23 protein-coding genes are annotated in these 21,518 nt (G+C 60.3%); 14 read left to right on the top strand and 9 right to left on the bottom strand.

Translation table 11 applies throughout. The annotated features are described in order from the left end of the window. Positions 1–63: 63 nt before the first annotated feature. Entirely contained in the window at positions 64–609 is a 546-nt protein-coding gene (locus tag ACN0SC_RS02215) for a GNAT family N-acetyltransferase (protein ID WP_417248035.1), read from the bottom strand. A 166-nt stretch (positions 610–775) separates the two neighbouring features. Between ACN0SC_RS02215 and secG the strand changes: the two genes are divergently transcribed. Further along, positions 776–1,138: a preprotein translocase subunit SecG gene (gene secG, locus ACN0SC_RS02220; RefSeq protein WP_417248036.1), complete on the top strand. Its 363-nt coding sequence runs from the start codon at positions 776–778 to the stop codon at positions 1,136–1,138. A gap of 170 nt (positions 1,139–1,308) precedes the next feature. Then, a complete protein-coding gene (locus ACN0SC_RS02225; protein WP_417248037.1) occupies positions 1,309–2,952 on the top strand; it encodes a CTP synthase in 1,644 nt (547 codons plus the stop codon). Positions 2,953–3,170: 218 nt separating this feature from the next. On the opposite strand, the gene ACN0SC_RS02230 is transcribed toward ACN0SC_RS02225, so the two are convergent. Then, entirely contained in the window at positions 3,171–3,851 is a 681-nt protein-coding gene (locus ACN0SC_RS02230) for an FMN-binding negative transcriptional regulator (RefSeq protein ID WP_417248038.1), read from the bottom strand. A gap of 52 nt (positions 3,852–3,903) precedes the next feature. Beyond that, positions 3,904–4,347, bottom strand: coding sequence for an Lrp/AsnC family transcriptional regulator (locus tag ACN0SC_RS02235; protein WP_417248039.1), 444 nt, complete (start codon positions 4,345–4,347; stop codon positions 3,904–3,906). A gap of 82 nt (positions 4,348–4,429) precedes the next feature. Between ACN0SC_RS02235 and ACN0SC_RS02240 the strand changes: the two genes are divergently transcribed. The 8 genes from ACN0SC_RS02240 to ACN0SC_RS02275 all read left to right on the top strand — a co-directional run bounded on the left by ACN0SC_RS02240 (position 4,430) and on the right by ACN0SC_RS02275 (position 11,079). After that, complete coding sequence (locus ACN0SC_RS02240) at positions 4,430–5,023, top strand: LysE family translocator (RefSeq protein WP_417248040.1); 594 nt, start codon at positions 4,430–4,432, stop codon at positions 5,021–5,023. 66 nt (positions 5,024–5,089) lie between these two features. Then, the gene (locus tag ACN0SC_RS02245; RefSeq protein WP_417248041.1) at positions 5,090–5,530 is read left to right on the top strand and encodes a TerB family tellurite resistance protein; all 441 of its coding nucleotides are present in this window, start codon (positions 5,090–5,092) and stop codon (positions 5,528–5,530) included. 172 nt (positions 5,531–5,702) lie between these two features. Next, positions 5,703–6,524: an ABC transporter ATP-binding protein gene (locus ACN0SC_RS02250; protein WP_417248042.1), complete on the top strand. Its 822-nt coding sequence runs from the start codon at positions 5,703–5,705 to the stop codon at positions 6,522–6,524. 32 nt (positions 6,525–6,556) lie between these two features. Next, complete coding sequence (locus tag ACN0SC_RS02255; RefSeq protein ID WP_417248043.1) at positions 6,557–7,273, top strand: transporter substrate-binding domain-containing protein; 717 nt, start codon at positions 6,557–6,559, stop codon at positions 7,271–7,273. A gap of 59 nt (positions 7,274–7,332) precedes the next feature. Further along, positions 7,333–8,211, top strand: a complete 879-nt coding sequence (locus ACN0SC_RS02260) for an ABC transporter permease (RefSeq protein WP_417248044.1) — start codon at positions 7,333–7,335, stop codon at positions 8,209–8,211. Beyond that, positions 8,208–9,035 (top strand): ABC transporter permease, encoded by an 828-nt coding sequence (locus ACN0SC_RS02265; protein WP_417248045.1) that lies wholly within the window; start codon positions 8,208–8,210, stop codon positions 9,033–9,035. The genes ACN0SC_RS02260 and ACN0SC_RS02265 overlap by 4 nt, the downstream gene beginning before the upstream one ends. A 10-nt stretch (positions 9,036–9,045) precedes the next feature. Then, positions 9,046–9,765, top strand: coding sequence for a type 1 glutamine amidotransferase (locus tag ACN0SC_RS02270; protein WP_417248541.1), 720 nt, complete (start codon positions 9,046–9,048; stop codon positions 9,763–9,765). A 102-nt stretch (positions 9,766–9,867) separates the two neighbouring features. Then, positions 9,868–11,079, top strand: a complete 1,212-nt coding sequence (locus tag ACN0SC_RS02275; protein WP_417248046.1) for a DegT/DnrJ/EryC1/StrS family aminotransferase — start codon at positions 9,868–9,870, stop codon at positions 11,077–11,079. On the opposite strand, the gene ACN0SC_RS02280 is transcribed toward ACN0SC_RS02275, so the two are convergent. From ACN0SC_RS02280 to ACN0SC_RS02295, 4 genes are all read right to left on the bottom strand, one after another. After that, positions 11,080–12,039 carry a LysR family transcriptional regulator gene (locus ACN0SC_RS02280; protein WP_417248047.1) on the bottom strand — a complete coding sequence of 320 codons (960 nt, stop codon included), beginning with the start codon at positions 12,037–12,039 and terminating at the stop codon, positions 11,080–11,082. 78 nt (positions 12,040–12,117) lie between these two features. After that, on the bottom strand, positions 12,118–12,669 hold the full coding sequence (gene phaR, locus ACN0SC_RS02285) for a polyhydroxyalkanoate synthesis repressor PhaR (RefSeq protein WP_417248048.1): 552 nt from the start codon (positions 12,667–12,669) through the stop codon (positions 12,118–12,120). 213 nt (positions 12,670–12,882) lie between these two features. Next, positions 12,883–13,326 carry a phasin family protein gene (locus ACN0SC_RS02290; RefSeq protein WP_417248049.1) on the bottom strand — a complete coding sequence of 148 codons (444 nt, stop codon included), beginning with the start codon at positions 13,324–13,326 and terminating at the stop codon, positions 12,883–12,885. Positions 13,327–13,491: 165 nt separating this feature from the next. Beyond that, complete coding sequence (locus ACN0SC_RS02295) at positions 13,492–15,285, bottom strand: PHA/PHB synthase family protein (protein WP_417248050.1); 1,794 nt, start codon at positions 15,283–15,285, stop codon at positions 13,492–13,494. A 131-nt stretch (positions 15,286–15,416) separates the two neighbouring features. On the opposite strand from ACN0SC_RS02295, the gene phaZ reads away from it, so the two are divergent. After that, positions 15,417–16,721: a polyhydroxyalkanoate depolymerase gene (gene phaZ / locus ACN0SC_RS02300; protein ID WP_417248051.1), complete on the top strand. Its 1,305-nt coding sequence runs from the start codon at positions 15,417–15,419 to the stop codon at positions 16,719–16,721. An 89-nt stretch (positions 16,722–16,810) separates the two neighbouring features. Here the strand turns inward: phaZ and ACN0SC_RS02305 are convergent, their stop codons facing one another. Both ACN0SC_RS02305 and ACN0SC_RS02310 read right to left on the bottom strand, forming a co-directional pair. Further along, positions 16,811–17,524 carry an alpha/beta fold hydrolase gene (locus tag ACN0SC_RS02305; RefSeq protein WP_417248052.1) on the bottom strand — a complete coding sequence of 238 codons (714 nt, stop codon included), beginning with the start codon at positions 17,522–17,524 and terminating at the stop codon, positions 16,811–16,813. 163 nt (positions 17,525–17,687) lie between these two features. After that, complete coding sequence (locus ACN0SC_RS02310) at positions 17,688–18,434, bottom strand: alpha/beta hydrolase (protein WP_417248053.1); 747 nt, start codon at positions 18,432–18,434, stop codon at positions 17,688–17,690. Between the two features lie 120 nt (positions 18,435–18,554). Here ACN0SC_RS02310 and ACN0SC_RS02315 point away from each other — a divergent pair, with 120 nt between their 5' ends. The 3 genes from ACN0SC_RS02315 to ACN0SC_RS02325 all read left to right on the top strand — a co-directional run bounded on the left by ACN0SC_RS02315 (position 18,555) and on the right by ACN0SC_RS02325 (position 21,504). Continuing rightward, positions 18,555–18,938 carry a VOC family protein gene (locus tag ACN0SC_RS02315; RefSeq protein WP_417248054.1) on the top strand — a complete coding sequence of 128 codons (384 nt, stop codon included), beginning with the start codon at positions 18,555–18,557 and terminating at the stop codon, positions 18,936–18,938. Between the two features lie 89 nt (positions 18,939–19,027). Then, positions 19,028–20,989, top strand: a complete 1,962-nt coding sequence (thrS, locus tag ACN0SC_RS02320) for a threonine--tRNA ligase (RefSeq protein WP_417248055.1) — start codon at positions 19,028–19,030, stop codon at positions 20,987–20,989. Positions 20,990–21,201: 212 nt separating this feature from the next. Next, positions 21,202–21,504 (top strand): DUF2282 domain-containing protein, encoded by a 303-nt coding sequence (locus tag ACN0SC_RS02325; protein ID WP_417248056.1) that lies wholly within the window; start codon positions 21,202–21,204, stop codon positions 21,502–21,504. Positions 21,505–21,518: the final 14 nt, after the last annotated feature.

The raw sequence follows: 21,518 nt of genomic DNA on the forward strand, positions 1-21,518 counted from the left end.
AAACCGAAAAACGCGAACGGCGTCTCCTGTGCGACCTATGGCGCAGGGGGCGTCAGACCCCGCCTAGCGGGTGAGCGCAGACAGGTCGACCCAACCAAAGGCCGTCTCGCTCACATCACCGCCATGCGGGTCGGTGCGGGTGCGGATCGCTTCACCACCGAGCGCCTCGTAAAAGGCACAGGCCCCCGCGTTGTTACTGAGCACCCAGAGAGCGGCGGCGGCATGTCCACCGTCCGCAAGTCCGTGACCGAGCCACGACATAAGCGCCCGCCCGACACCCGCGCGTTGATGATCGGATAACACGTAGAGAGATGTCACTTCGCCCGTGAATCCCTCATCCTCCAACTCCGCCTCGCGTTGCGGATTCCACGAGCCGAAGCCCACGATTTCCCCGTCCCGCTCGGCCACCGCCGCCGCACCGCGCCCGCTTTCATCATAGGTGTTCAGGATCTTTTCCCACATCGTCGTGCGGTCAGGCACACGCATCTGATCGATGAGAGCATCAGGGACCAGACCACGGTAGGCCACGCCCCATGTTTCGACCTGAACACGGGCGATTTCGGGGGCGTCGGCAAGGGTGGCTTGGCGGATGTGGATCGGGCGGGTCATCGGTTTCTCGTCTGTCATTTCGGGGCGATTTGCGGCCCATTGGTGGCGCGCAGGCGACGAAAGCACAAGAGTGCACGCACAAGTTCGCCCTCCTCCCGCCTTCGGGGTTGCGCCTGCCTGTTATAGACCTTAAGTAGCCGCATCGAACCAATCGAAGGTCTGATCCATGGAAAACGTCGTTCTTGTTATCCACCTTGTCATCGCGCTCTGCCTGATCGGCATCGTGCTGTTGCAGCGCTCTGAGGGCGGTGGACTTGGCATGGGCGGCGGTGGCGGCGACGTCATGTCGAGCCGCGGTGCAGCTACCGCTCTGGGCAAGCTGACATGGATCCTCGCGGCCGGGTTCATCATCACCTCCATCACCCTGACAGTCATCGCACGTCAGAAAGCCAGCTCCGGTTCGGTGATCAACGACACCGTTCTCGAAGAGGTCGTCGACGCACCTGTCACACCCACGCTGCCTGACGGCGACAGCCTCCTGCCGCCTTCCGCGACAGATGCGCCTGTGGCACCGCCGCGCGCCGACTGATACGGCAAACGACCCCTAAAACTTGGCGTTGCGGGAAAATATCCCGCAACATGTAGCGGTTTGGTTGCGCGGGACGGCCGAATCTGATAGCTCTTAAATCCCGTGATGCAGGTGATATTCGATCGCCTGTGCAAAGACTTTTTTGACTATCACGGGAGCCTCCTCAACCCATGGCACGCTACGTATTCATCACCGGCGGTGTTGTATCTTCATTGGGGAAAGGCCTCGCATCCGCGGCCCTTGGCGCCCTGCTTCAGGCACGCGGCTACTCGGTGCGCCTGCGCAAGCTCGACCCCTATCTCAACGTTGATCCAGGCACGATGAGCCCGTTCGAACACGGCGAAGTGTTTGTCACCGACGATGGCGCGGAAACCGACCTCGACCTCGGCCACTACGAACGCTTTACAGGCGTGTCTGCGCGCAACACCGACTCGATCTCATCGGGCCGCGTTTACACCAACGTGCTGGAGAAGGAGCGTCGCGGCGACTACCTTGGCAAGACCATTCAGGTCATTCCGCACGTCACCAATGAAATCAAGGACTTCATCGACATCGGCGACGATGAGGTGGACTTCATGCTCTGCGAAATCGGCGGCACGGTCGGCGATATTGAGGGTCTGCCCTTCTTCGAGGCGATCCGTCAATTCGCGCAGGACAAGCCGCGCGGACAGTGCATTTTCATGCATCTCACGCTGCTGCCCTATATCACCGCGTCGGGCGAGCTGAAGACCAAGCCGACACAACACTCGGTCAAGGAGCTGCGCACCATCGGCTTGCAGCCGAACGTGTTGGTCTGCCGCTCCGAGCATCCGATCCCCGAAAAGGAACGCGAGAAAATCGCCCTTTTCTGTAACGTCCGCACTGAGGATGTGATCGCCGCACCCGATCTGAAATCCATCTATGAGGCCCCGCTGGCCTATCACCGCGAGGGGTTGGATCAGGCAGTGCTGGATGCGTTCGGGATTGCGCCGGCGCCGAAGCCTGATTTGACGGTTTGGCACGATGTTGCGGATCGGGTTTTCAATCCCGAGGGCGAGGTCAAGGTCGCTATTGTGGGCAAATATGTCCAGCTTGAAGACGCTTACAAGTCCATCGCGGAGGCGCTCACCCACGGCGGCATGGCCAACCGTGTGAAGGTCTCGGTCGAATGGGTGGACGCGGAGATCTTTGAGAAAGAAGACCCCGCCCCGCACCTCGAAGGCTACCACGCGATCCTCGTCCCTGGCGGCTTTGGCGAGCGCGGGACAGAGGGCAAAATCAAGGCCGCGCAATTCGCGCGCGAGCGCAAGGTGCCCTACCTCGGCATCTGTCTCGGCATGCAAATGGCGGTCATCGAAGCGGCCCGAAATCTGGCAGGGATCGAGACGGCAGGCTCCGAGGAATTTGACCACGAGGCAGGTAAAAAGCGTTTTGAACCCGTGGTTTACCACCTCAAGGAATGGGTGCAGGGCAACCATACCGTGCGCCGCAAGGAGACCGACGACAAAGGCGGCACCATGCGTTTGGGCGCCTACACGGCGGTTCTCAAGGAAGGCTCGAAAGTGGCCGAAGTCTATGGCACGACCGAGATCGAGGAACGCCATCGTCACCGCTACGAGGTGGACACGAAGTATCGCGAAAAGCTCGAAGACTGCGGGCTGATCTTCTCTGGCATGTCGCCCGACGGACGGCTTCCCGAGATCGTCGAAGCCAAGGATCACCCGTGGTATATCGGTGTGCAGTATCACCCCGAACTGAAATCCAAACCCTTCGCCCCCGCGCCGCTTTTCCGCGATTTCATCCGAGCGGCGAAGGAAAATTCGCGACTGGTCTAATGCGGAAGGTTCAACGTCTTTAGGGCGCGGGTTTGCAAGTGTCGCATGTCTTTGTGACCGCCATTTGCAAGCGTTGCGTGTCTTTATGACGGTGACTTCAAACAATCGGGCGTCAGGACGACATCAGCACCAATGCACAAAAGGCGCCCCTTGGGGCGCCTTTTTCTCACCTCACGCACAAGCCATCCCGCGCGGGGACGCGGCGACGCGACCGCCCCTCACCCCTCCGATTTAGGAAAGCTCGCGAGTGCTTGGGCAATGTCGATTCCCTGTTCACCACCCTCGGCCATGAGGCCGTGGTAGGTGCCCGCGCGGTCCTGCTCGCTCTTGTCCTGATTGACCTTCCACTTGCCCTCCATCCGCGCCACCTCGACACGCAGCCCGACGATCCCGCGTTTGAGCGCGGCGATATAGGCGACGGGAGCATCGGATACGGCCCACGGATCGGCGCGACCCGCCTCGTGGCGGTTGGTCAGTGCGGCAAGGTGGGCATGAAGCCAGTTGCCATCGTCAATCGCCATAAGGCTCCCGTGGGCATGGACGGTGATATAGGCCCATGTCGGCACGGCCTTCCCGTGGACCTGTTTGGAGGGGTAGTGGCTCGGGGAGATATAGGCCTGCGGCCCCTGAAAGATCACCACGGATCGCCCCCGCCCTGCCAGTTGCCAATGCGGGTTGGCGCGCGCGATGTGGCTTTCGAGATAGGTCTTCCCCGCCTCTTCGCGCACCAGCCACGGCACATGGGTGATCTCGATGCCCTCGGTATGCGGCGTGACCAGCGCGCCAAACGACAACTCCGTCATGGCAGAACGCAGAAAAGCAGGGTCGTCGATGGCGGTGTTGTTGGGGCGATACATGGCGGGCCTTGCGCGTTTGGAGATGTCGATCCCGCCTATCATGCGCAGCGCAAGGGCAGAACCGGAGAAACGCCGCGCCCGCCCAATTGAGCGGTTACGCGCGCAGATCCTTGGGACTTTCCATGACGATATGGGAGGTGATCGAGGCTACCTGCGGAAGCGTGGCGAGAACCTCGGTATGGAATTGCTTGTACCGCTCGATGTCACGGGTCTCCACGCGCAGGAGATATTCAAAGGCCCCCGCGATATTGTGACATTCGACGACCTCATCCGCGACGGCCATAGCGCGTTCGAATCCCTTCTGCGCCTCCTTGGAATGCACCTTGAGACCCACGGCGATATAGGTGGCAAAGCCGCGCCCTGTGGCCTTCGGGTCGGTCACTGCACGGTAGCCGCGAATGACACCCCTGCGCTCCAGTTCGGCCACGCGCCGCGAAGTGGCGGAGGCGGAAAGACCAACGCGGTCGGCGAGGCTCTGGTTAGAGATGCGGCCGTCGCGCACAAGCTCACGCAAGATATTCTCATAAATTTTGTCCATGACCACTATTCCTTGCGAATATTCAATCCAATACGCGCAAGATTGCACACAATAGGAGACAAAGCGCATTTAAATTGCGCCCATGGATATAACCCTCTTTCTCGCGCTGCTCTCTTTCGCCTTCGTCGCCTCGGTCACACCAGGGCCGAACAACCTGATGCTGCTCGCGTCGGGGGCAAATTTCGGATTACGGCGCACGCTGCCGCATATGTTCGGGGTCTCTCTGGGCCATTCCTTCATGGTCTTTGTGGTCGGCCTGGGGCTTGCCACCCTGTTCCAGACCATTCCCGTTCTGCGGCGTGTGATGCTAGTGGTCTCGGTGCTCTACATGTTGTGGCTGGCGTGGAAGATCGCCCACGCCGCGCCCCCACGCGCGGGTCAGGCCGAAGGGCGTCCGTTTACCTTTCTTCAGGCGGCGGCCTTTCAATGGGTCAACCCGAAGGCTTGGATCATGGCAATCGGTGCGCAGACAACCTATGCGCAGGGCGCGGGTTGGACGGCGGCGGCATTGGTGGGCATGGGGTTTCTCGCGGTGAACCTGCCCGCGATTACGCTTTGGGCGTGGTTGGGAACGGAGGTGCGGCGGCTCCTGTCCGATCAAAGGCGGCTGGTGGTTTTCAACTGGACCATGGCGCTTTTGCTCGTGGCCTCGCTCCTTCCGATCCTGTTTCACTAGGGCACTCACGCAATCGCAATCAGTGCGGGCTTCCCCTTGACGCGCGGGAGGCCTATATCTCTGGGCATGTTCGCAGAATTTCTCAAAAAGCTGATACAGCCCGACCCGCCTCGCCTGCCCGACACAGATGCCCGTCTTGCGCTTGCCGCCCTTTTGGTGCGCGTTGCGCGAACGGATGGACGCTATGACCCCACCGAGCAAAAAATGATCGATGATGCGCTGGCGCGTCGCTACGGGCTTTCGCCGAATGAGGCGACTGGGTTACGTGCGCAGGCCGAGCAGTTGGAGCAGGAGGCCCCCGACACGGTGCGCTTCACCCGCGCGATCAAGGATGCGGTGCCTTATGAGGACCGGTTTACCGTGATCGAGGCGCTTTGGTCGGTGGTTCTGGCTGACGGGAAACGCGACCACGAGGAAGATGCGCTCTTGCGACTGGTGGCCAACCTTCTGGGCGTGAATGACCGCGACAGTGCCTTGGCGCGCAAGAACGTCGAAGCCCAAGGGTAAGCGAGGGCGCAAGCCTGAGCACCCTGTGCGCAGGATGTCGGGTGCGAAGGGCTTCGCAAACTGCACAAACCTGCGCCACGGAGGGGAGGATTCGCGAAATTCTCCACGCGACGCGCCGTCATCGTGCTAATCATTATTGCATCTGCCTCAATTTTCGCCCTAACTCGGTTCGATGTTGACCAAGGATTCAAATTCCGCCGATGCGGCGGCGCCAGTTACCGCTGCGGCGACCCCCGTGATCGAGATTCGCGGGTTGCATAAAGCCTATGGCGATCTCGAAGTGCTCAAGGGCGTGTCGATGACCGCGCCGCGTGGCCATGTGGTATCGCTGATCGGTTCGTCAGGCTCGGGGAAATCCACACTGTTGCGCTGCGCCAACCTGCTTGAAGACAGCCAGCAGGGCGAAATCCTTTTCGAGGGTGAGCCGATTGCGTGGAAAGGGACGGGTCTCAACCGCCGCCCCGCCGATCGCAAGCAACTCATGCGCATCCGCACGAACCTCTCGATGGTCTTTCAACAATTCAACCTCTGGTCCCACATGACGGTTCTCGAAAACGTCATGGAGGCTCCCGTCACGGTGCTTGGCCGCGACAAGGCAGAGACCGAGGAACGCGCGCGGATGTATCTCGACAAGGTGGGAATCGGCGACAAATGCGACGTCTACCCTGCGCAGATGTCGGGCGGCCAGCAGCAGCGGGCGGCGATTGCGCGGGCGCTGTGCATGGAGCCCAAGGCGCTGCTGTTTGACGAGCCGACATCGGCGCTTGACCCTGAGTTGGAACAAGAGGTGATCCGCGTGATCAAGGCGCTGGCCGAGGAAGGCCGCACCATGCTTATCGTCACCCACGACATGCGCATGGCGGCTGATATTTCCGACCATGTTGTCTTTCTTCATAAGGGTTTGATCGAAGAAGAGGGCGCGCCCTCGGAACTCTTCGGAAATCCCAAATCCGAACGCCTGCAACAGTTTTTGAGCGCGACTGTGCCGGCCTGAAAAAATGCGCAACCAAACCTGGGAGTAACTCAATGAACAAACTGATCCTTTCCGCCGCCGCATTGGCGCTGATGGCTGGTGCTGCGACCGCCGACACCATCCGCATGGGCACCGAGGGCGCCTACCCTCCGTATAACTTCATCGACGATGACGGCGAAGTTGCTGGCTTCGAGCGCGAAGTGGGTGACAAACTTTGCGAGATCGCCGAGCTTGAGTGCGAGTGGGTGACGAACGAATGGGACACTATCATCCCCAACCTCGTGAGCGGCAACTACGACACGATCATTGCGGGCATGTCGATCACCGCAGAACGTGACGAAGTGATTGATTTCACGCAAGACTACTACCCGCCGACCGCCTCCGCCTACGCCGCTCTGAGCGCAGACGTGGACCTCGAAGGTGGCGTGATCGCAGGTCAGACCTCGACCATCCAAGCGGGCTACGTGGCCGAAACCGGCGCGACGCTGGTGGAATACGCAACCCTCGACGACACCATCGCCGCCGTTCAGAACGGTGAAGTTGATGCCGTGTTCGCCGACAAGGACGCGCTTGTGCCCTTCGTCGAAGAAAACGGCTTCATGTTCGTAGGCGACGATATCCCGCTCGGTGGCGGTATCGGTGTCGGCGTGCGCGAAAGCGACACCGAGCTGAAAGCCAAGCTTAACGCCGCAATCGACGCGATGAAGGCTGACGGGTCGCTCAACGAGCTGCTCATCAAATACTTCGGCGAAGAAACCACGACCTATTGATCTGACAGGTATCGGCGGGGGCTCCACGCGAGCCCCCGCCTCTTTATACGCGCATCGCGATGTTTCAATTTTGCAGTGACCCCGACAGCCTCGAAGGACTGAGCTGGCTTGCGTGTTATCTCACGACGGGCAAGCATATGCTGTTCTACCAGTCGTTTTTCGTGGTGCTCGCGCTTCTTGCGATCACCGCGCCGATTGCGCTGGCTTTCGGCTTTGCGGGCGCGATGGCGGCACGTGCGCGTTTTGCGCCGCTGCGCTGGATCGGGACGGCCTACACCTCCATGGTGCGCGGCGTCCCCGACATTGTTTTCTTTCTCTTCGTGCCCTTCGGCATGGATCAGGGCATCGAGTGGCTGCGCCATAAGGTGAAGTGCCCCGACTGGTCCGAGCCAATCCGACAGGGCAATGACTTCCTCGTCTGTGCGGAAGCTAAAATGCCGCTCAACTCCGCGCCACAGTTCTGGCACGAGGCCTACGGGTTCGCGCTCGCCGTGGTGGCATTCGCCATCGTCTTCGGCGCCTTTGCCGCCAATGTGCTTTCGGGCGCGATGCGGGCCGTCCCTCATGGCCAGATCGAAACGGCGGAAGCCTATGGCATGTCGCACCGTCAGGCGTTTTGGCGTGTGATGGTGCCACAGATGTGGCTTTTCGCCCTGCCTGGCCTGTCGAACCTGTGGATGATCCTGATCAAGGCCACGCCTCTGCTCTTCCTGCTTGGCGTGGAAGATATCGTCTACTGGGCGCGCGAGCTTGGCGCGTCGAAAACCTCGCAATACAGCTATCCGCACCCTGACTGGCGGCTGTGGTATTTCCTTGGGCTGCTGGTCTTTTACCTCAGCTTCACCCGCGTCTCCGAGGTCGTCCTCGACCGCATCACCCGCCGCCTGTCCCATGGTCAGGCCACGGCACTCGGCGAAGAGATGAGGAAAGCGGGATGAGCTGCGCACAGACCATTTCCGACTACGCGCTGCGCTCCATCGGCATCGGGGAACGCCTTCTGCCGCGCGCGGATATCACCCTGTGCGAACAGGTGACGCTGATCGGGTCGGGGATGTTGTGGAACGTCTATTTCGGCGCGTTGGCGCTGGCTTTTGGCTTCTTCTTCGCCACTGCGCTGGCCGTTGCCAAGGCCACCCCTGCGCCCCTCATCCGCAAGCCCGCCGAGTGGTTCATCTTTATCTTTCGCGGCTCCCCGCTCTTCATCCAGTTCTTTCTGGCCTACGAATTGTTCGTCAACCTGCCGCGTGTCGGGATCGAGCTGTTCGGGATCACACTCGCCACGGCCAATCTGACAAAGGCATGGGCGGGCGCGCTCATTGTGCTGTTTCTCAATACCTCCGCTTATTCCGCCGAGATTTTCTATGGCGCTCTGCGCTCCGTGCCCAAGGGCGATCTGGAAGCAGCGGATGCCTACGGCATTACAGGCTGGACTCGGTTCCGTCGTATCACGTGGCCGACGATGATGCGGCTGGCGTGGCCCGCCTATACCAACGAGGCTATCTTCCTCTTCCACGCCACAGCACTGGTGTTTTTCTCGGGCTTCCCCGCGTGGCAGCAGAAGGGCGATGCGCTCTATTATGCCTCCTATTTCGCGGAGAAGACTTTCAACCCCTTCGTGCCTTATCCCATCGTGGCGGGGTATTTCGTTGTGCTGACGCTGGCCGTTATCCTGACTTTTGGCGCGATCAACCGCCGCCTTAACCGTCACCTACCGCAGACGCAGCGCCCGCGTCTGCGTATCCGTCCGCAAATCGTTCGGTGAGGCATCTGTGATGCGGCTTGGCGTGTTGCAATGCGGCTATCCCCCCGACCTCGTGCGCGAGACGCATGGTGATTTCGCGGCAATGTTTACGCGTCTCTTTGCGCCGCATGACGTGGAGATCGTGACCTATAACGTGGTCGATATGGTCTTTCCCGAGGGCATTACGGACTGCGACGCGTGGTTGGTATCGGGGTCGAAGCACGGCGCCTACGAGGATCACGCCTTCATCCCGCCTTTGGAAGAGTTCATCCGCGACTGCCACACGGAAGGTCGGCGGATGGTGGGTATCTGCTTCGGCCACCAGATCATCGCGCAGGCGCTCGGCGGGCGCGTGGAGAAATACGCGGGCGGTTGGTCGGTGGGGCGACGAGCCTATGACTTTGGCACGCTTGGCACTCTGCATCTCAACGCATGGCATCAGGATCAGGTGGTAGCCCTGCCGCAAGGGGCGGAGGTAGTGGCGTCGAACCCGACCTGCGCCAATGCCGCGCTGCTCTACGGCGACACGATCCTGACATTGCAGCCCCATCCCGAAATCACCAATCCCGTGGTTTCGGATTACCTGCGCGCCTTTGACGGCTCCCCCGCCTACCCTCCCGAGGTGCTTGACGCGGCGCGGGCGCAGGGCGGGCAGCCGAATGACGAGACCACCGTGGGGGCGATGCTTGCGGCATTCCTGCGCGACGGCCGCGGGGCGCTCGATCAGCGCGATCCATCCGCTCATTTGTGACATTTCTGCGAAAACCCGCCGTTCTCGCTGCAGCACGCTAGATTCATGGCGGCGCGCCCTTTACAGTTATTCCAAAGATGGAATTTAGAAATGGTGAAAAGAATGACCAGCGGGCCAAATGTCTACGATGCAGAGCCGATCCCCGAAAGCGCACGCGACGAGGTGTTGCGCCTGTTGGAGACGGGCGACCTGTTTCGTTACACGGCACCCGAAAACGCGCCCGTGACGCTTCTGGAGCGCGAGTTCGCGGAGATGATGGGCAGCCGTTACGCTTTGGCCGTGGCCTCCTGCTCCGCCGCGCTGTTCCTGTCGCTCAAGGCGCTTGACCTGCCGCGTGATGCGAAGGTGCTGATCCCCGCCTTCACCTTTGCCGCCGTGCCCTCCTCGATTGTTCACGCCAATTGCAAACCCGTTTTGGTGGAATGCGGCGACAACTACCGCGTAGACCTCGACGACTTCCACGCCAAGATCGCGGACGCCGACGCGGTGATGATCTCGCATATGCGCGGCCACACCTCCGACATGGACGCAATCAAGGCGGCCTGTGACGCGCGCGGCATCCCCCTGATCGAGGACGCCGCGCATTCGCTTGGCACGCAGTGGGACGGGCAGAATATCGGCACGATCGGGAAAATCGGCTGTTTCTCCTTCCAGTCCTACAAGCTTCTTAACGCGGGCGAAGGTGGTATCTTGATCACCGACGACCCGGAAGTTATCGCCCGCGCAGTCATCATGTCGGGCGCTTACGAGCACAACTGGGCCAAGCACAATCCGCAACGCGACAATGCACTGGTCGAGGCTTTCGCACGTTGGCAGAACAAGCTGCCGCTCTACAATACGCGCCTGTCGAATATGTCGGCCACCATCGTGCGTCCGCAGCTCAAGGAAGTGCCGCGTCGCGTGGCTGATGGTCGTGCGAACCATGACTATGTGGCCGAACGGCTTGAGGCTTGCCCGCATCTGACGGTGCCTGCGAAACTCGAAAAGGAGGTACGCGCGCCCGACAGCCTCCAGTTCAATCTGGTCGATTTCTCCCGCGAGGAAGCAGCGGCGTTTCAGGCAGCGGCCAAGGCGCGCGGTGTCTCGGTTCAGGTCTTTGGCCTGTCCACGGACAATGCGCGGGCGTTCTGGAACTGGGAGTTTTTGGGAGAGACACCCGATCTGCCCAAGACACGCGAGATGCTCTCGAAAGCCTGCGACACGCGCCTGCCTGCGCGGCTTGAACGCGCCGATCTCGATTTCATCGCGGATGCGTTGATCGCCGCAGCAGGTGAGGCGAAATCCGTCCGCGCCGATGAGGTCGCGGCGCAGTAGTCACCCGCCCAACACGGAAAGACGATCCCCGAGCCACGGCCAATCGGCCCGCGCGGGGGTCACGATATTGTCGCCAATGAGCCTGCGCAGACGGGCGGCGATGTCGTCGGCAATCTCGCCCATCTCGTCGCGGCGGGCAAACAGGCTCAAGCGGCGCTCCAGCGGGGCAACGGGCATTTCCTCCACCTCGATCTGATCCGCGAACCGTCCCGCGTGCAACGCGCCGAGTGCGGTCAGGATGGTCCAGCCATTCCCTGCCGCAACCATGGCAATCATCGCGCGATAACTGTCCAACTCGAACCGCTGCGCAGGGGCCAAGCCCGCGTCCAAGAGATGGCTGGCGAGCTCGCGGCCCATAGCATGGCGGCGGGTGTAGTTGATAAGTGGCAGGCCTTCAGCCAGCGCCTGATCCGCGCGCATCCCCTTGGGCACCATGGCGACAAAGGGATCACGCAAAAGCGGGCGCACCTCCATCCACGGCGCGTGCGTTCCCATGTCGGCAGCCACAGCCACGTCACAGGCGCGATGCTCTAACGCGTCAAGAAGGCGGTGCGACGGTCCCGTTTCCAACTCGAATCGCGTGTTTTTCAAATGCTCGGCCATGCCCGTGATGAGTTGCGGCGTGACGGTGGCCTCGAAATCTTCAACCATTCCGAGCCGCAGGTTGCCCAACTGGCTCAGATCCAGCCGTGCCATATCCGAGCGCGCGCTGTTGGCCTCGTCGCGAATCCTCTGCGCACGCGGTCGGAAAATCCGCCCCGCAGGCGTGAGCGTAACAGGCCGTTCGCGACGGTTGAGCAATTCGGCCCCGAAAAGCGCTTCAAGATTGGTGAGTTGTTGCGAGATCGCGGAGGGGGATGCGCCAAGACGGCGCGCGGCGGCGGTGATCGAGCCTTCTTCCGCCGTGGTCAGGAACACATCCACAGCCCATAGCGTCAGGCGGTTGACGGTATCGCTCATCGCACAGATCCCCTCGCGGTCCGATGTGACCGCCGCCGCCACACATTACCCGAGAGGGGGTGCGCGGCGGGGGCGTGGTTATTTCAGCTTGGACAGTTTGTCCTGAAGTTCGGCGAGCTGTTTCTTGATCTCGCCAAGGTCTTCCTTGTCGCGGGTCTCCTCGGCGGGATCGTCGTCGCGCACAGGTGCGGACCAGTTGCCCGCCATGCCGCCTGTCATCGCCTTGAGGAAAGCCTCTTGCTGCGCCTGCATCGCTTCCATCCCTGGAAGCGCGCCGCCGACGCCAAAGCCTTGGATCATCTTTTCCTGACTGTCGCGGAACATCTCGAAACTCTGGGCGAGGAACTGCGGCACGACGGATTGAATATCGGTGGTGTAGCTGCGCACGAGGTCGGTCAGCACGTTGAGTGGCAAGACGTTCTCACCGCGGCCTTCATGTTCTGCAATGATCTGGAGCAGGTATTGGCGCGTCAGATCATCTCCTGATTTGAGATCAACGATCTGAACATCGCGCCCCTCGCGGATGAAACCCGCGATGTCTTCCAAGGTCACGTAGTCGGATGTCTCGGTATTGTAGAGACGCCGCGATGCGTAGCGTTTGATCAGCAGTGGATCTTTCTTGTCTGCCATGGTCTCCCCTTCCCTATTCCGCAATGCAGAAAGGCTACGGCATGGATTTTGCAAAAGCAAAGGAATTTGCCGCCGTCAGGGTCGCGGACTGTGCAACGCAAGGTATGAGGGTGCGAAGAAAACAAAAACGGGTCCCCTTTGGATAAAGGGAACCCGTCTCGCGATCCGAACGTCTGCGGGAGGAGGTGCAGAGTTCAGACTATTGGTGCGATCTTACTTCGCGGTCGCTTTCTTGGCAGCGGCCGTCATTTCGGTCGTTGCTTTCTTAGCGGCTGCGGTCATGTCTTCACCCATGTCCTTGCCAGCAGCGAGCATCAGTTCGACGGTTTCCATCTGAACTTTTTTCGCGACTTCAGCGAATGCAGCCATGTTTTCGGCGGCAAGCTCAGCCTGCGAGGAAGCGAAGTCGGTCATCGCTTTGGTGTAGTCGGTGGGCTCGTCTTTCAGCTTGGCGAAGTCACCAACCTTAGCGAGGGTTTCTTTGGTCCACTTGGAAGAAATCTCGGTGGATTTCTCAGCGGCTTCGATGGCGACTTTGGACATTTTCTCACCAAGGGAGGCTTGGGTTTTGAAGGATTCCTGCATCGCGGACATGTCGATCGGGAATGCGCCCATCATGTCTTTCATCATCTTGGTCATTTCATCGGTCTTGGCCATGGTAAAACTCCTAAACTGGCTTTTCTCACGGCGGGACTACCAACGATTTCGGTGGCTGCCGTTTCTGCGTCTGCAAACAATATGCACGCTGCAACGCAGAAAATCAAGCCCCCGCAATGCTGCAGTGCAGAAAAACTCAGTGACACAGAATTTTACACATCAAAATCAGTCACTTGACTCAACCTTCACATAGAGGCCCGGCGCAGGCACAAGCTCTTCAAAGCCCGACTCACCTATAACGCGAGCAGGAATTTGCTTACCTGAACGCTTGGAAAGCCACTTTTCCCAGCGAGGCCACCAGCTGCCTTCGTGGAATTGGGCGGTGCCTTTCCATTCCTGTGGCTCCAGTGTCATGTCCTCGTTGGTGTAATGGCCGTATTTCTTTTTCGAGGGCGGATTGACGATGCCCGCGATATGGCCGCTCTCGGACAGGATGAAGGTTTTGTTCTTCGATCCCATCTTGCGCACGCCGTTATAGGAGCTGTCCCAAGCGGCAATGTGGTCTGTCTCGCACCCAATGGCACAAAGCGGCACGGTCACATCAGACAGATGCACCGTCTCCCCCGCGATGTCATAGCCTTTCGTCGCCAGATGGTCGTGCTGGCACAGGTTGCGCAGGTATTCCGTCGCCATCTTTCCAGGCAGGTTGGTGCTGTCGCCGTTCCAGTAGAGCAGGTCGAAGGCGGGCGGGGTCTCGCCCAGCATGTAGTAGCGGATCGCTGGGCGGTAGATCAGGTCGTTGGCACGCAGATAGGAAAAGGTCCGCGCCATGTAGAGCGATTTCATCACCCCCGTGCGCGCCGCTTCTTCCTCGATCCCGTCCACGAAGTCGTCGTCGAGGAACACACCGATCTCGCCCTGATCGGAGAAATCCGTGAGTGCGGTGAAGAAGGTCGCCGCGTTCACCGATTTGTCGCCCCGCTTCTTCATCAGCCCCAGAGCGATGGCCAAAGTGGTGCCCGCGATACAGTAGCCAATCACGTTGATCGACTTCTGATCGGTGATCTTCTTGACCGTCTCGATCGCGGCCATGTAGCCCTCTTCGACATATTCTTCCATGCCGACATCACCGTAGCTTTCATCGGGATTGACCCAAGAGACCACGAAGAGCGTGTAACCCTGATCCACGATCCACTTGATCAGCGAATTACGCTCGGTGAGATCAAGGATGTAGAACTTATTGATCCACGGCGGGAAGATCAGGAGCGGTTTGTTATGCACCGTCTCCGTTGTCGGCGCGTATTGGATCAGCTCGAACATGCGGTTGCGGAAGACCACAGAGCCTTTGGTCGTGCCGAGATTGCGCCCCACTTCAAAGGCATCCTTGTCGGCGAGATTGACGATCATCTCCCCGTCATGATCCTCCAGATCGCGCACAAGGTTCTCCAGCCCGCGCACCAGGCTTTCGCCATTGGTGGCGACCGCCTGCTCCAGCGCATCGGGGTTGGTGGCGAGGAAGTTGGTGGGCGCGAGCATATCGACGATCTGGCGGGTGAAATACTCCAACCGCTTGTGATCGTGCGGGTCCACGCCCTCAATATCGTCAACAGCAGTCTCAATAGCCTCGGCGTTGAGCATGTATTGCTGCTTGAGGAAGTTGAAATAGGGATTGGTCTCCCACAGGGGATTCGAGAAACGGCGATCCGTCGGCGTCTCGTCGGTGGGCGGGGCCAGATCGCCCTTAGCCAGTTTTTGTTGTGCCTCAACGTAATGTTTTAGCGTTTTGCCCCAATAGCCGATCTGATGCTCCACGATCTTGGCGGGATTGTTCATCATTTCGGCCATATAGGCTGTGGCTGCCTTGAGGAACAATTCTTGGCTAGGCCCTTGAAGTGCGGGAGGAATTGGCTTTCGGCGGGTGAGCGCCGTGGCAAGACGCTGCGACAATTCCTCGATGCGCGCGATGTTCGCATTGAGCGCGTCGACATCACCAGTCTTCGGTGTCTCGTCTTGGGCCATCTCGTTGCCTCCGTCTATTTTGCACTTGCAGCATCCCATAATGCTGTAAGAATGTGTAATCCACGTTACCTATAGGATGGGTGCGAGGAAAGGCGCTGCGAGCGCTATCACCCGAGAGCTTGGAGAAACGCATGCGTTTTATGGCGACTTACGACCTCATGGAGACAATTCGAAACACCAACCAGTGGATGGGCGCGACGGCTCAGGCACTGGGGTCCTACCCTGCGGTCTCCTTCGCGCCTCACCCCGGGTTCCAATGGCTTGCCGCATGGGGCGAAGTCACCGAGCGCGCCTTTTCGCGCATGGTCGTCAAACCCGACTGGAACATTCAATCCGTTGTCGGTGAGGATGGTCGCGACCACCTCGTCGAAATCGTTCAAGCGATTTCCCGCCCATTCGGCGATCTAATCCACTTCAAAGTGCAGGGCCGCGCGGAACAGCCGCGCAAGGTTCTGCTCGTCGCACCGATGTCAGGCCACTACGCCACGCTTCTGCGCTCTACCGTGGTGTCGCTCCTGCCCGATTGCGAAGTCTATATCACCGACTGGCACAATGCGCGCGACATTCCCGTGTCCGAAGGCAAGTTCGACGTCGAGGATTACACCCTCTACCTCGTTGATTTCCTGAAGCATATGGGACCGCAAACCCATGTGATCGCGGTCTGCCAACCTGCCCCGCTGGCGCTTGCAGCGACCGCCTATCTCGCAGGCGAAGAACCTGCCGCACAGCCCCGCTCGCTCACCCTCATCGGCGGTCCGATCGACCCCGACGCGACACCCACCGAAGTCACTGATTTCGGCAACCGCGTCACAATGGGACAGCTTGAGCAAAGCATGATCCAGCGTGTCGGCATGAAATACGCAGGCGTGGGTCGCAAGGTCTACCCTGGCCTGTTGCAGCTCAGCTCCTTCGTCGCGATGAACGCTGAAAACCACATGAAGGCCTTCTCCGACCAGATCACCCGCACGGCCAAGGGCGAGGCTTCCGAGCACGACAAGCACAACAAATTCTACGACGAATATCTCGCCGTCATGGACATGACCGCCGAATTCTACCTCTCCACCGTGGAGCGCATTTTCAAAGGGCGCGAAGTCGCGCGCAACTGCTTTACCGTGGCTGGCAAACAGGTGGATATCGGTGCGATCACCGATGTCGCGGTCAAAACGGTCGAAGGCGAGAAGGACGACATTTCCGCGCCAGGGCAATGTGTCGCCGCGCTCGATCTTTGCACAGGGCTCGACGACAGCAAGAAGGCATCGCATGTCGAACCTGGGGCGGGTCACTACGGGATTTTCGCAGGGCGCAGCTGGCGCAACAACATCCGCCCGCTGGTGCTGGATTTCATTGACCAGAATTCTGGCCCGCGCGTTGTGGGTGGCAAGAAGACGGCCACCAAGTCAGGCAGCGGCAAGGCAACCCGCGCAGGCGCAGCCTGACGAGAGGGCGCGTTACGGCACCCGAAAAAACGACACGGCCCGCGATCATCTCGCGGGCCTTTTCTTTGGTCATGGGAGTTTCGGAGCGCTCAGGTCAGGACCAGCGGCGCGGAGACATCAAGCCAATCGCCAATTACGCGGCTCACCGTTTCGGGCGCCTCCAGCATCGGCAAATGCCCTGCGTTTTCAATGACGTGCAATTCCGCCCGCGGCATCAGTTCGGCGATGAATTCCTGCCTGCGCAGCGGACAGAGCGTGTCATACCTGCCGCCGATCACAAGCGCGGGGATCTTCGCGCGGCGCAGGGTGCCTTGGAAATCAGGGCGGCGCTGCACGGCGCGGCAATGGTTGAGATAGGTCTCTGGCCCCGCCTCCAGCGCCATGTCGATCCAGTAATCGCGGATCTGGTTGCGCAGCGGCCCTTCGGCCAGCGCACCCGTCGGCATGTCCTCAAACAGCACATCCCCCATCCGCCCCGCCCGCACCTTGACCATGCGCGGTTCGCGCGCGGCGGCAACTTGCGGCATTTCGGCCTGAGCATTGGCGCAGATCAGCGCGATACGGCTCACACGTTCGGGCGCGCGGGAGAGGATTTCGGAGGCCACGGCGGCCCCAAGATCGTGACCGCCAAGCGCGAAACGCGGCGGCGCATAGGCCAGCACCTGCTCGGCCATTTGGGCCACCGATGTCCCCACAAGCGGCGCGACCATGACCGCGCGCTTGCGGGACAGCCCCGCGATAACATCCGCATAAACCCGCCCGTCGGCCAAAAAGCCGGGAAGAAGCACCAGTGCTTCGCTCATCTGCCTCACCATTCGTCTTTTCGACTGTTGTTGGCTTCACAATGACGCGCCGCGCATACGGGTCAAGCGTTGCGCGATCTGCCGATGCAAGATTTGTCGAATATGTGCAATTTGAGCCGCAGATACGTGCAATTTTCGCGATAATTTGTGCGAAAAGGGCAAGTCACCCAATTGCGGCATCAATCTCCAACACCGCGTTTTGCACCCGTTCGAGACAAGCTGGCGTGGAGAAGGAGTGATCCGCGTGGCGCACGAAGGTCAGCGAGACATCCTCACCCTCGATATGATCAAGCAACCGCAAAGCCACCTCGCGCGTCACCGATCCATCCTCGGTCCCTTGCAGCAGACGCACAGGGAATGGCAGCGGCAAAGCCTCGCGCAGCACAAGGTTCTCGCGCCCGTCCTCGATGAGGCGGCGGGATATCGCATAGGGCTCCTCGTAGCCCGATGGCACATAGGTCACGCCCTTTTCTGTCAACTCGTCGCGCTGGTCCTGCGAGAACCCCGCCCAGAAACGGTCCTCGGTGAAGTCTGGCGCGGCGGCAATGCCGACGAGCCCCGCCACACGCTGCGGCATCCGCTTGCACATCAGTAGCGAAATCCAGCCGCCCATGGAGGAGCCGATCAGGATTTGTGGCCCCTCGGTGAGTTCCGTGATCGCGGCCTGCGCATCCTCGGCCCAATCCCCGATGCACCCGTCAGCGAATGCGCCGCTGCTTTGCCCGTGCCCCGAGTAGTCGAACCGCAGGAACGGCCGCCCCTGCGCGCGCGCCCAGTCCTCCAGAGCCACCGCTTTCGTGCCCTCCATGTCGGACATGAAACCGCCTAGAAAGACGATACCGACCCCTTTTCCATCAATGCGGTTGTAGGCGATGCGGCGTCCGTTGTCGCAGTTGAGAAAGTCGGTCATGAGAGGCCTCCCGTGCTATATTCAAAGGGGCGCGCCTGTGTCGCACCGCCATTTCCGCACACTGGGTAGCTTGCCCGCGCGGGCTTGGCAACGGGTCTGCAATCGGGGAAAACCGAGGCCATGGATTGCTGCACACCCCCATTGGTGAACGGGTTTCACCACGTCGCCGTGCTCGCGCCGAACCTCGACTATGCGCTTGAGTTCTACGGCGTGATCCTCGGCCTGTCGCCCCTGCCCCTGCCCGATGGGCTGAAGGGGTCGGTGCTTTGGCTTGATCTGGGATGTGGCAACCAATTGCACGTGATGAAGGGCGAACCGACCCCCGATGGACGCGCGCATTTCGCGCTGGACGTGGGCAGCGCACAGGAATGGCGCACCTATCTGACCAAGCACGAAGTGGAGTTCTACGAGCCCGATGTGCAGATCGCGGGCAAGGAACGCATCTTCATCACCGACCCCTTTGGAAACCTCATCGAGTTGACCGAAGCGCCCGAGAGGCGTTGACAAACCCTCCCGCTGGGAAGAAAAAGCAGCACACATACTTACCCGCAACCGGGCGTTCCGTGGGCGCCAAACCGACGAGGAGAGCCGATATGGCCCTTGATACCCCTTCCGTTTCCCTGACATTTCCCGATGGCAATTCGCGTGAATTCGACGCTGGCGTTACCGCCGCCGAAGTCGCCGCCTCTATTTCCAAATCGCTGGGCAAGAAAGCCATCTCCGCGACCGTGAACGGTGCGCATTGGGATCTTCAATGGCCGATCGAAGAAGATGCCTCCATCGCCATCCACACCATGCAGGATGATGAGCAGGCGCTTGAACTGATCCGCCATGACCTCGCACATATCATGGCCCGCGCGGTGCAAGAGCTTTGGCCCGATGTCAAAGTGACCATCGGCCCCGTCATCAAAGACGGCTGGTATTACGACTTCGACCGCGAAGAGCCGTTTACGCCCGAAGACCTCGGCGCAATCGAGGCGAAGATGAAAGAGATCATCAACGCCCGCGATGCCGTGCGCACCGAAGTGTGGAGCCGCGCCGATGCCATCGCGCATTACGAGAAGACGGGCGAGAACTATAAGGTCGAGCTGGTCAACGCGATCCCCGACGACGGGCAGCCGATCCGCATGTATTGGCACGGCGACTGGCAAGACCTGTGCCGCGGCCCGCATTTGCAGAACACTGGCCAAGTGCCCAACAACAGTTTCAAACTGATGTCCGTTGCGGGCGCCTACTGGCGCGGCGACAGCAACAACGCCATGTTGCAACGGATTTACGGCGTGGGCTTCAAAGACCCCAAGGCACTCAAGGCGCATCTAACCATGTTGGAGGAAGCGGCCAAACGCGACCACCGCAAGCTGGGCCGCGAGATGGACCTCTTCCACATGCAGGAAGAGGCCCCTGGTCAGATTTTCTGGCACCCGAACGGCTGGCGCATCTACACGACGTTGCAAGACTACATGCGTCGGATGCAGGAGCGCGACGGCTATGTCGAGGTGAACACCCCGCAGGTCGTGGACCGCAAACTCTGGGAAGCCTCGGGCCACTGGGACAAGTATCAAGAGAACATGTTCATCGTCGAAGTGGACGAGGATCACGCCCGAGAAAAGGCGATCAACGCGCTCAAGCCGATGAACTGCCCCTGCCACGTGCAAGTGTTCAACCAAGGCCTCAAATCCTACCGCGACCTGCCGCTGCGCATGGCCGAATTCGGCTCGTGCAACCGTTACGAGCCTTCGGGCGCGCTGCATGGCATCATGCGTGTGCGCGGCTTTACACAGGATGACGGGCATATTTTCTGCGCCGAGGACCAGATCGAGTCCGAGACGAAGAAATTCATCTCCTTCCTCGCGAAGGTCTATGACGATCTGGGCTTCCACAACTGGACGATCAAACTGTCCACCCGCCCCGAACAGCGGATCGGCAGCGACGAGACGTGGGACAAGCTGGAGAAATCTCTGGGCGATGCCTGCCACGCGGCAGGATATGACTACGAGATCCTTGAGGGCGAAGGTGCCTTCTACGGCCCGAAACTCGAATTCACCCTCACCGATGCCATCGGGCGCAACTGGCAATGCGGCACGCTTCAAGTGGACAGCAACCTGCCCGAACGTCTGGACGCGACCTATATCGGCGCGGACGGGGACAAGCACCGTCCCGTCATGTTGCACCGTGCAACGCTCGGCTCTTTCGAACGGTTCATCGGCATTCTGATTGAGGAACACGCGGGCAAGCTGCCCTTCTGGCTCGCACCGCGTCAGGTTGTCGTGGCTTCCATCATCTCCGACGCCGACGATTACGTGCATGAAGTCGTCGCCGCGCTCAAGGCGGCAGGCGTGCGGGCCGAGGCCGACATCCGCAACGAGAAGATCAACTACAAGGTTCGCGAGCACTCTTTGGGTAAAGTCCCCGTCATACTGGCGGTTGGCGCACGCGAGGTGGAGGAGAAAACTGTTTCAGTTCGCCGCCTTGGCGAGAAGCAAACCTCTGTCGTCACGCTCGACGAGATCGTGGCAACGCTCAAGGATGAGGCGCTTCCTCCCGACTTGAAATAATCCCTCAAAGCATTGCAACCATTGGAAAAGCGTCCCGATATCGGGGCGCTTTTTCGCATTATTTACGCCGCGCAACTCACAAAACCGTTTGTTACAGGGGCTGACAGGCGCGTGCGCACACACCCTCGTGAGTGGCCTGTGATCGCCTTAACCCGTCATCTTGCCTCCACCGCATCACTGCGGACAAACGCATGACCCTAAGGGAGACACACATGTCCAACTACACCAAGACACTCACCATCGCCGCCGCTGCTGCCGCTGCACTGACCGCGCACACCAACACTGCCGCCGCTCAGGAACAAGAGAAGTGCTTCGGCGTTTCTCTCGCTGGCGAGAACGATTGTGCGGCTGGCCCTGGCACGACTTGCGCGGGCACCTCGTCCGTCGACTACCAAGGCAACGCATGGACCCTCGTGCCTGCTGGCACCTGTATGGACATCGAACTGCCTGCCATGGCTGACGGCACGGCACGCGCAGGCTCGCTTGAAGCCCTCGACCGCGACATTCCCGCCTAAGATACGCTCCGTTT

Source organism: Celeribacter sp. (assembly GCF_048261515.1).
Classification (GTDB): domain Bacteria; phylum Pseudomonadota; class Alphaproteobacteria; order Rhodobacterales; family Rhodobacteraceae; genus Celeribacter.

Excerpts from the sequence above, each read along its gene's own strand:
- ACN0SC_RS02245 (WP_417248041.1), top strand. The coding sequence starts at position 5,090 with ATGTTCGCAGAATTTCTCAAAAAGCTGATACAGCCCGACCCGCCTCGC.
- ACN0SC_RS02255 (WP_417248043.1), top strand. The coding sequence starts at position 6,557 with ATGAACAAACTGATCCTTTCCGCCGCCGCATTGGCGCTGATGGCTGGT.
- phaR (WP_417248048.1), bottom strand. The coding sequence starts at position 12,669 with ATGGCAGACAAGAAAGATCCACTGCTGATCAAACGCTACGCATCGCGG.
- ACN0SC_RS02325 (WP_417248056.1), top strand. The coding sequence starts at position 21,202 with ATGTCCAACTACACCAAGACACTCACCATCGCCGCCGCTGCTGCCGCT.
- ACN0SC_RS02215 (WP_417248035.1), bottom strand. The coding sequence starts at position 609 with ATGACCCGCCCGATCCACATCCGCCAAGCCACCCTTGCCGACGCCCCC.
- ACN0SC_RS02230 (WP_417248038.1), bottom strand. The coding sequence starts at position 3,851 with ATGATAGGCGGGATCGACATCTCCAAACGCGCAAGGCCCGCCATGTAT.
- ACN0SC_RS02295 (WP_417248050.1), bottom strand. The coding sequence starts at position 15,285 with ATGGCCCAAGACGAGACACCGAAGACTGGTGATGTCGACGCGCTCAAT.
- thrS (WP_417248055.1), top strand. The coding sequence starts at position 19,028 with ATGGCCCTTGATACCCCTTCCGTTTCCCTGACATTTCCCGATGGCAAT.
- ACN0SC_RS02305 (WP_417248052.1), bottom strand. The coding sequence starts at position 17,524 with ATGAGCGAAGCACTGGTGCTTCTTCCCGGCTTTTTGGCCGACGGGCGG.
- phaZ (WP_417248051.1), top strand. The coding sequence starts at position 15,417 with ATGCGTTTTATGGCGACTTACGACCTCATGGAGACAATTCGAAACACC.
- ACN0SC_RS02260 (WP_417248044.1), top strand. The coding sequence starts at position 7,333 with ATGTTTCAATTTTGCAGTGACCCCGACAGCCTCGAAGGACTGAGCTGG.
- ACN0SC_RS02270 (WP_417248541.1), top strand. The coding sequence starts at position 9,046 with ATGCGGCTTGGCGTGTTGCAATGCGGCTATCCCCCCGACCTCGTGCGC.
- ACN0SC_RS02235 (WP_417248039.1), bottom strand. The coding sequence starts at position 4,347 with ATGGACAAAATTTATGAGAATATCTTGCGTGAGCTTGTGCGCGACGGC.
- ACN0SC_RS02225 (WP_417248037.1), top strand. The coding sequence starts at position 1,309 with ATGGCACGCTACGTATTCATCACCGGCGGTGTTGTATCTTCATTGGGG.
- ACN0SC_RS02265 (WP_417248045.1), top strand. The coding sequence starts at position 8,208 with ATGAGCTGCGCACAGACCATTTCCGACTACGCGCTGCGCTCCATCGGC.
- secG (WP_417248036.1), top strand. The coding sequence starts at position 776 with ATGGAAAACGTCGTTCTTGTTATCCACCTTGTCATCGCGCTCTGCCTG.
- ACN0SC_RS02290 (WP_417248049.1), bottom strand. The coding sequence starts at position 13,326 with ATGGCCAAGACCGATGAAATGACCAAGATGATGAAAGACATGATGGGC.
- ACN0SC_RS02315 (WP_417248054.1), top strand. The coding sequence starts at position 18,555 with ATGGATTGCTGCACACCCCCATTGGTGAACGGGTTTCACCACGTCGCC.
- ACN0SC_RS02250 (WP_417248042.1), top strand. The coding sequence starts at position 5,703 with ATGTTGACCAAGGATTCAAATTCCGCCGATGCGGCGGCGCCAGTTACC.
- ACN0SC_RS02310 (WP_417248053.1), bottom strand. The coding sequence starts at position 18,434 with ATGACCGACTTTCTCAACTGCGACAACGGACGCCGCATCGCCTACAAC.
- ACN0SC_RS02280 (WP_417248047.1), bottom strand. The coding sequence starts at position 12,039 with ATGAGCGATACCGTCAACCGCCTGACGCTATGGGCTGTGGATGTGTTC.
- ACN0SC_RS02240 (WP_417248040.1), top strand. The coding sequence starts at position 4,430 with ATGGATATAACCCTCTTTCTCGCGCTGCTCTCTTTCGCCTTCGTCGCC.
- ACN0SC_RS02275 (WP_417248046.1), top strand. The coding sequence starts at position 9,868 with ATGACCAGCGGGCCAAATGTCTACGATGCAGAGCCGATCCCCGAAAGC.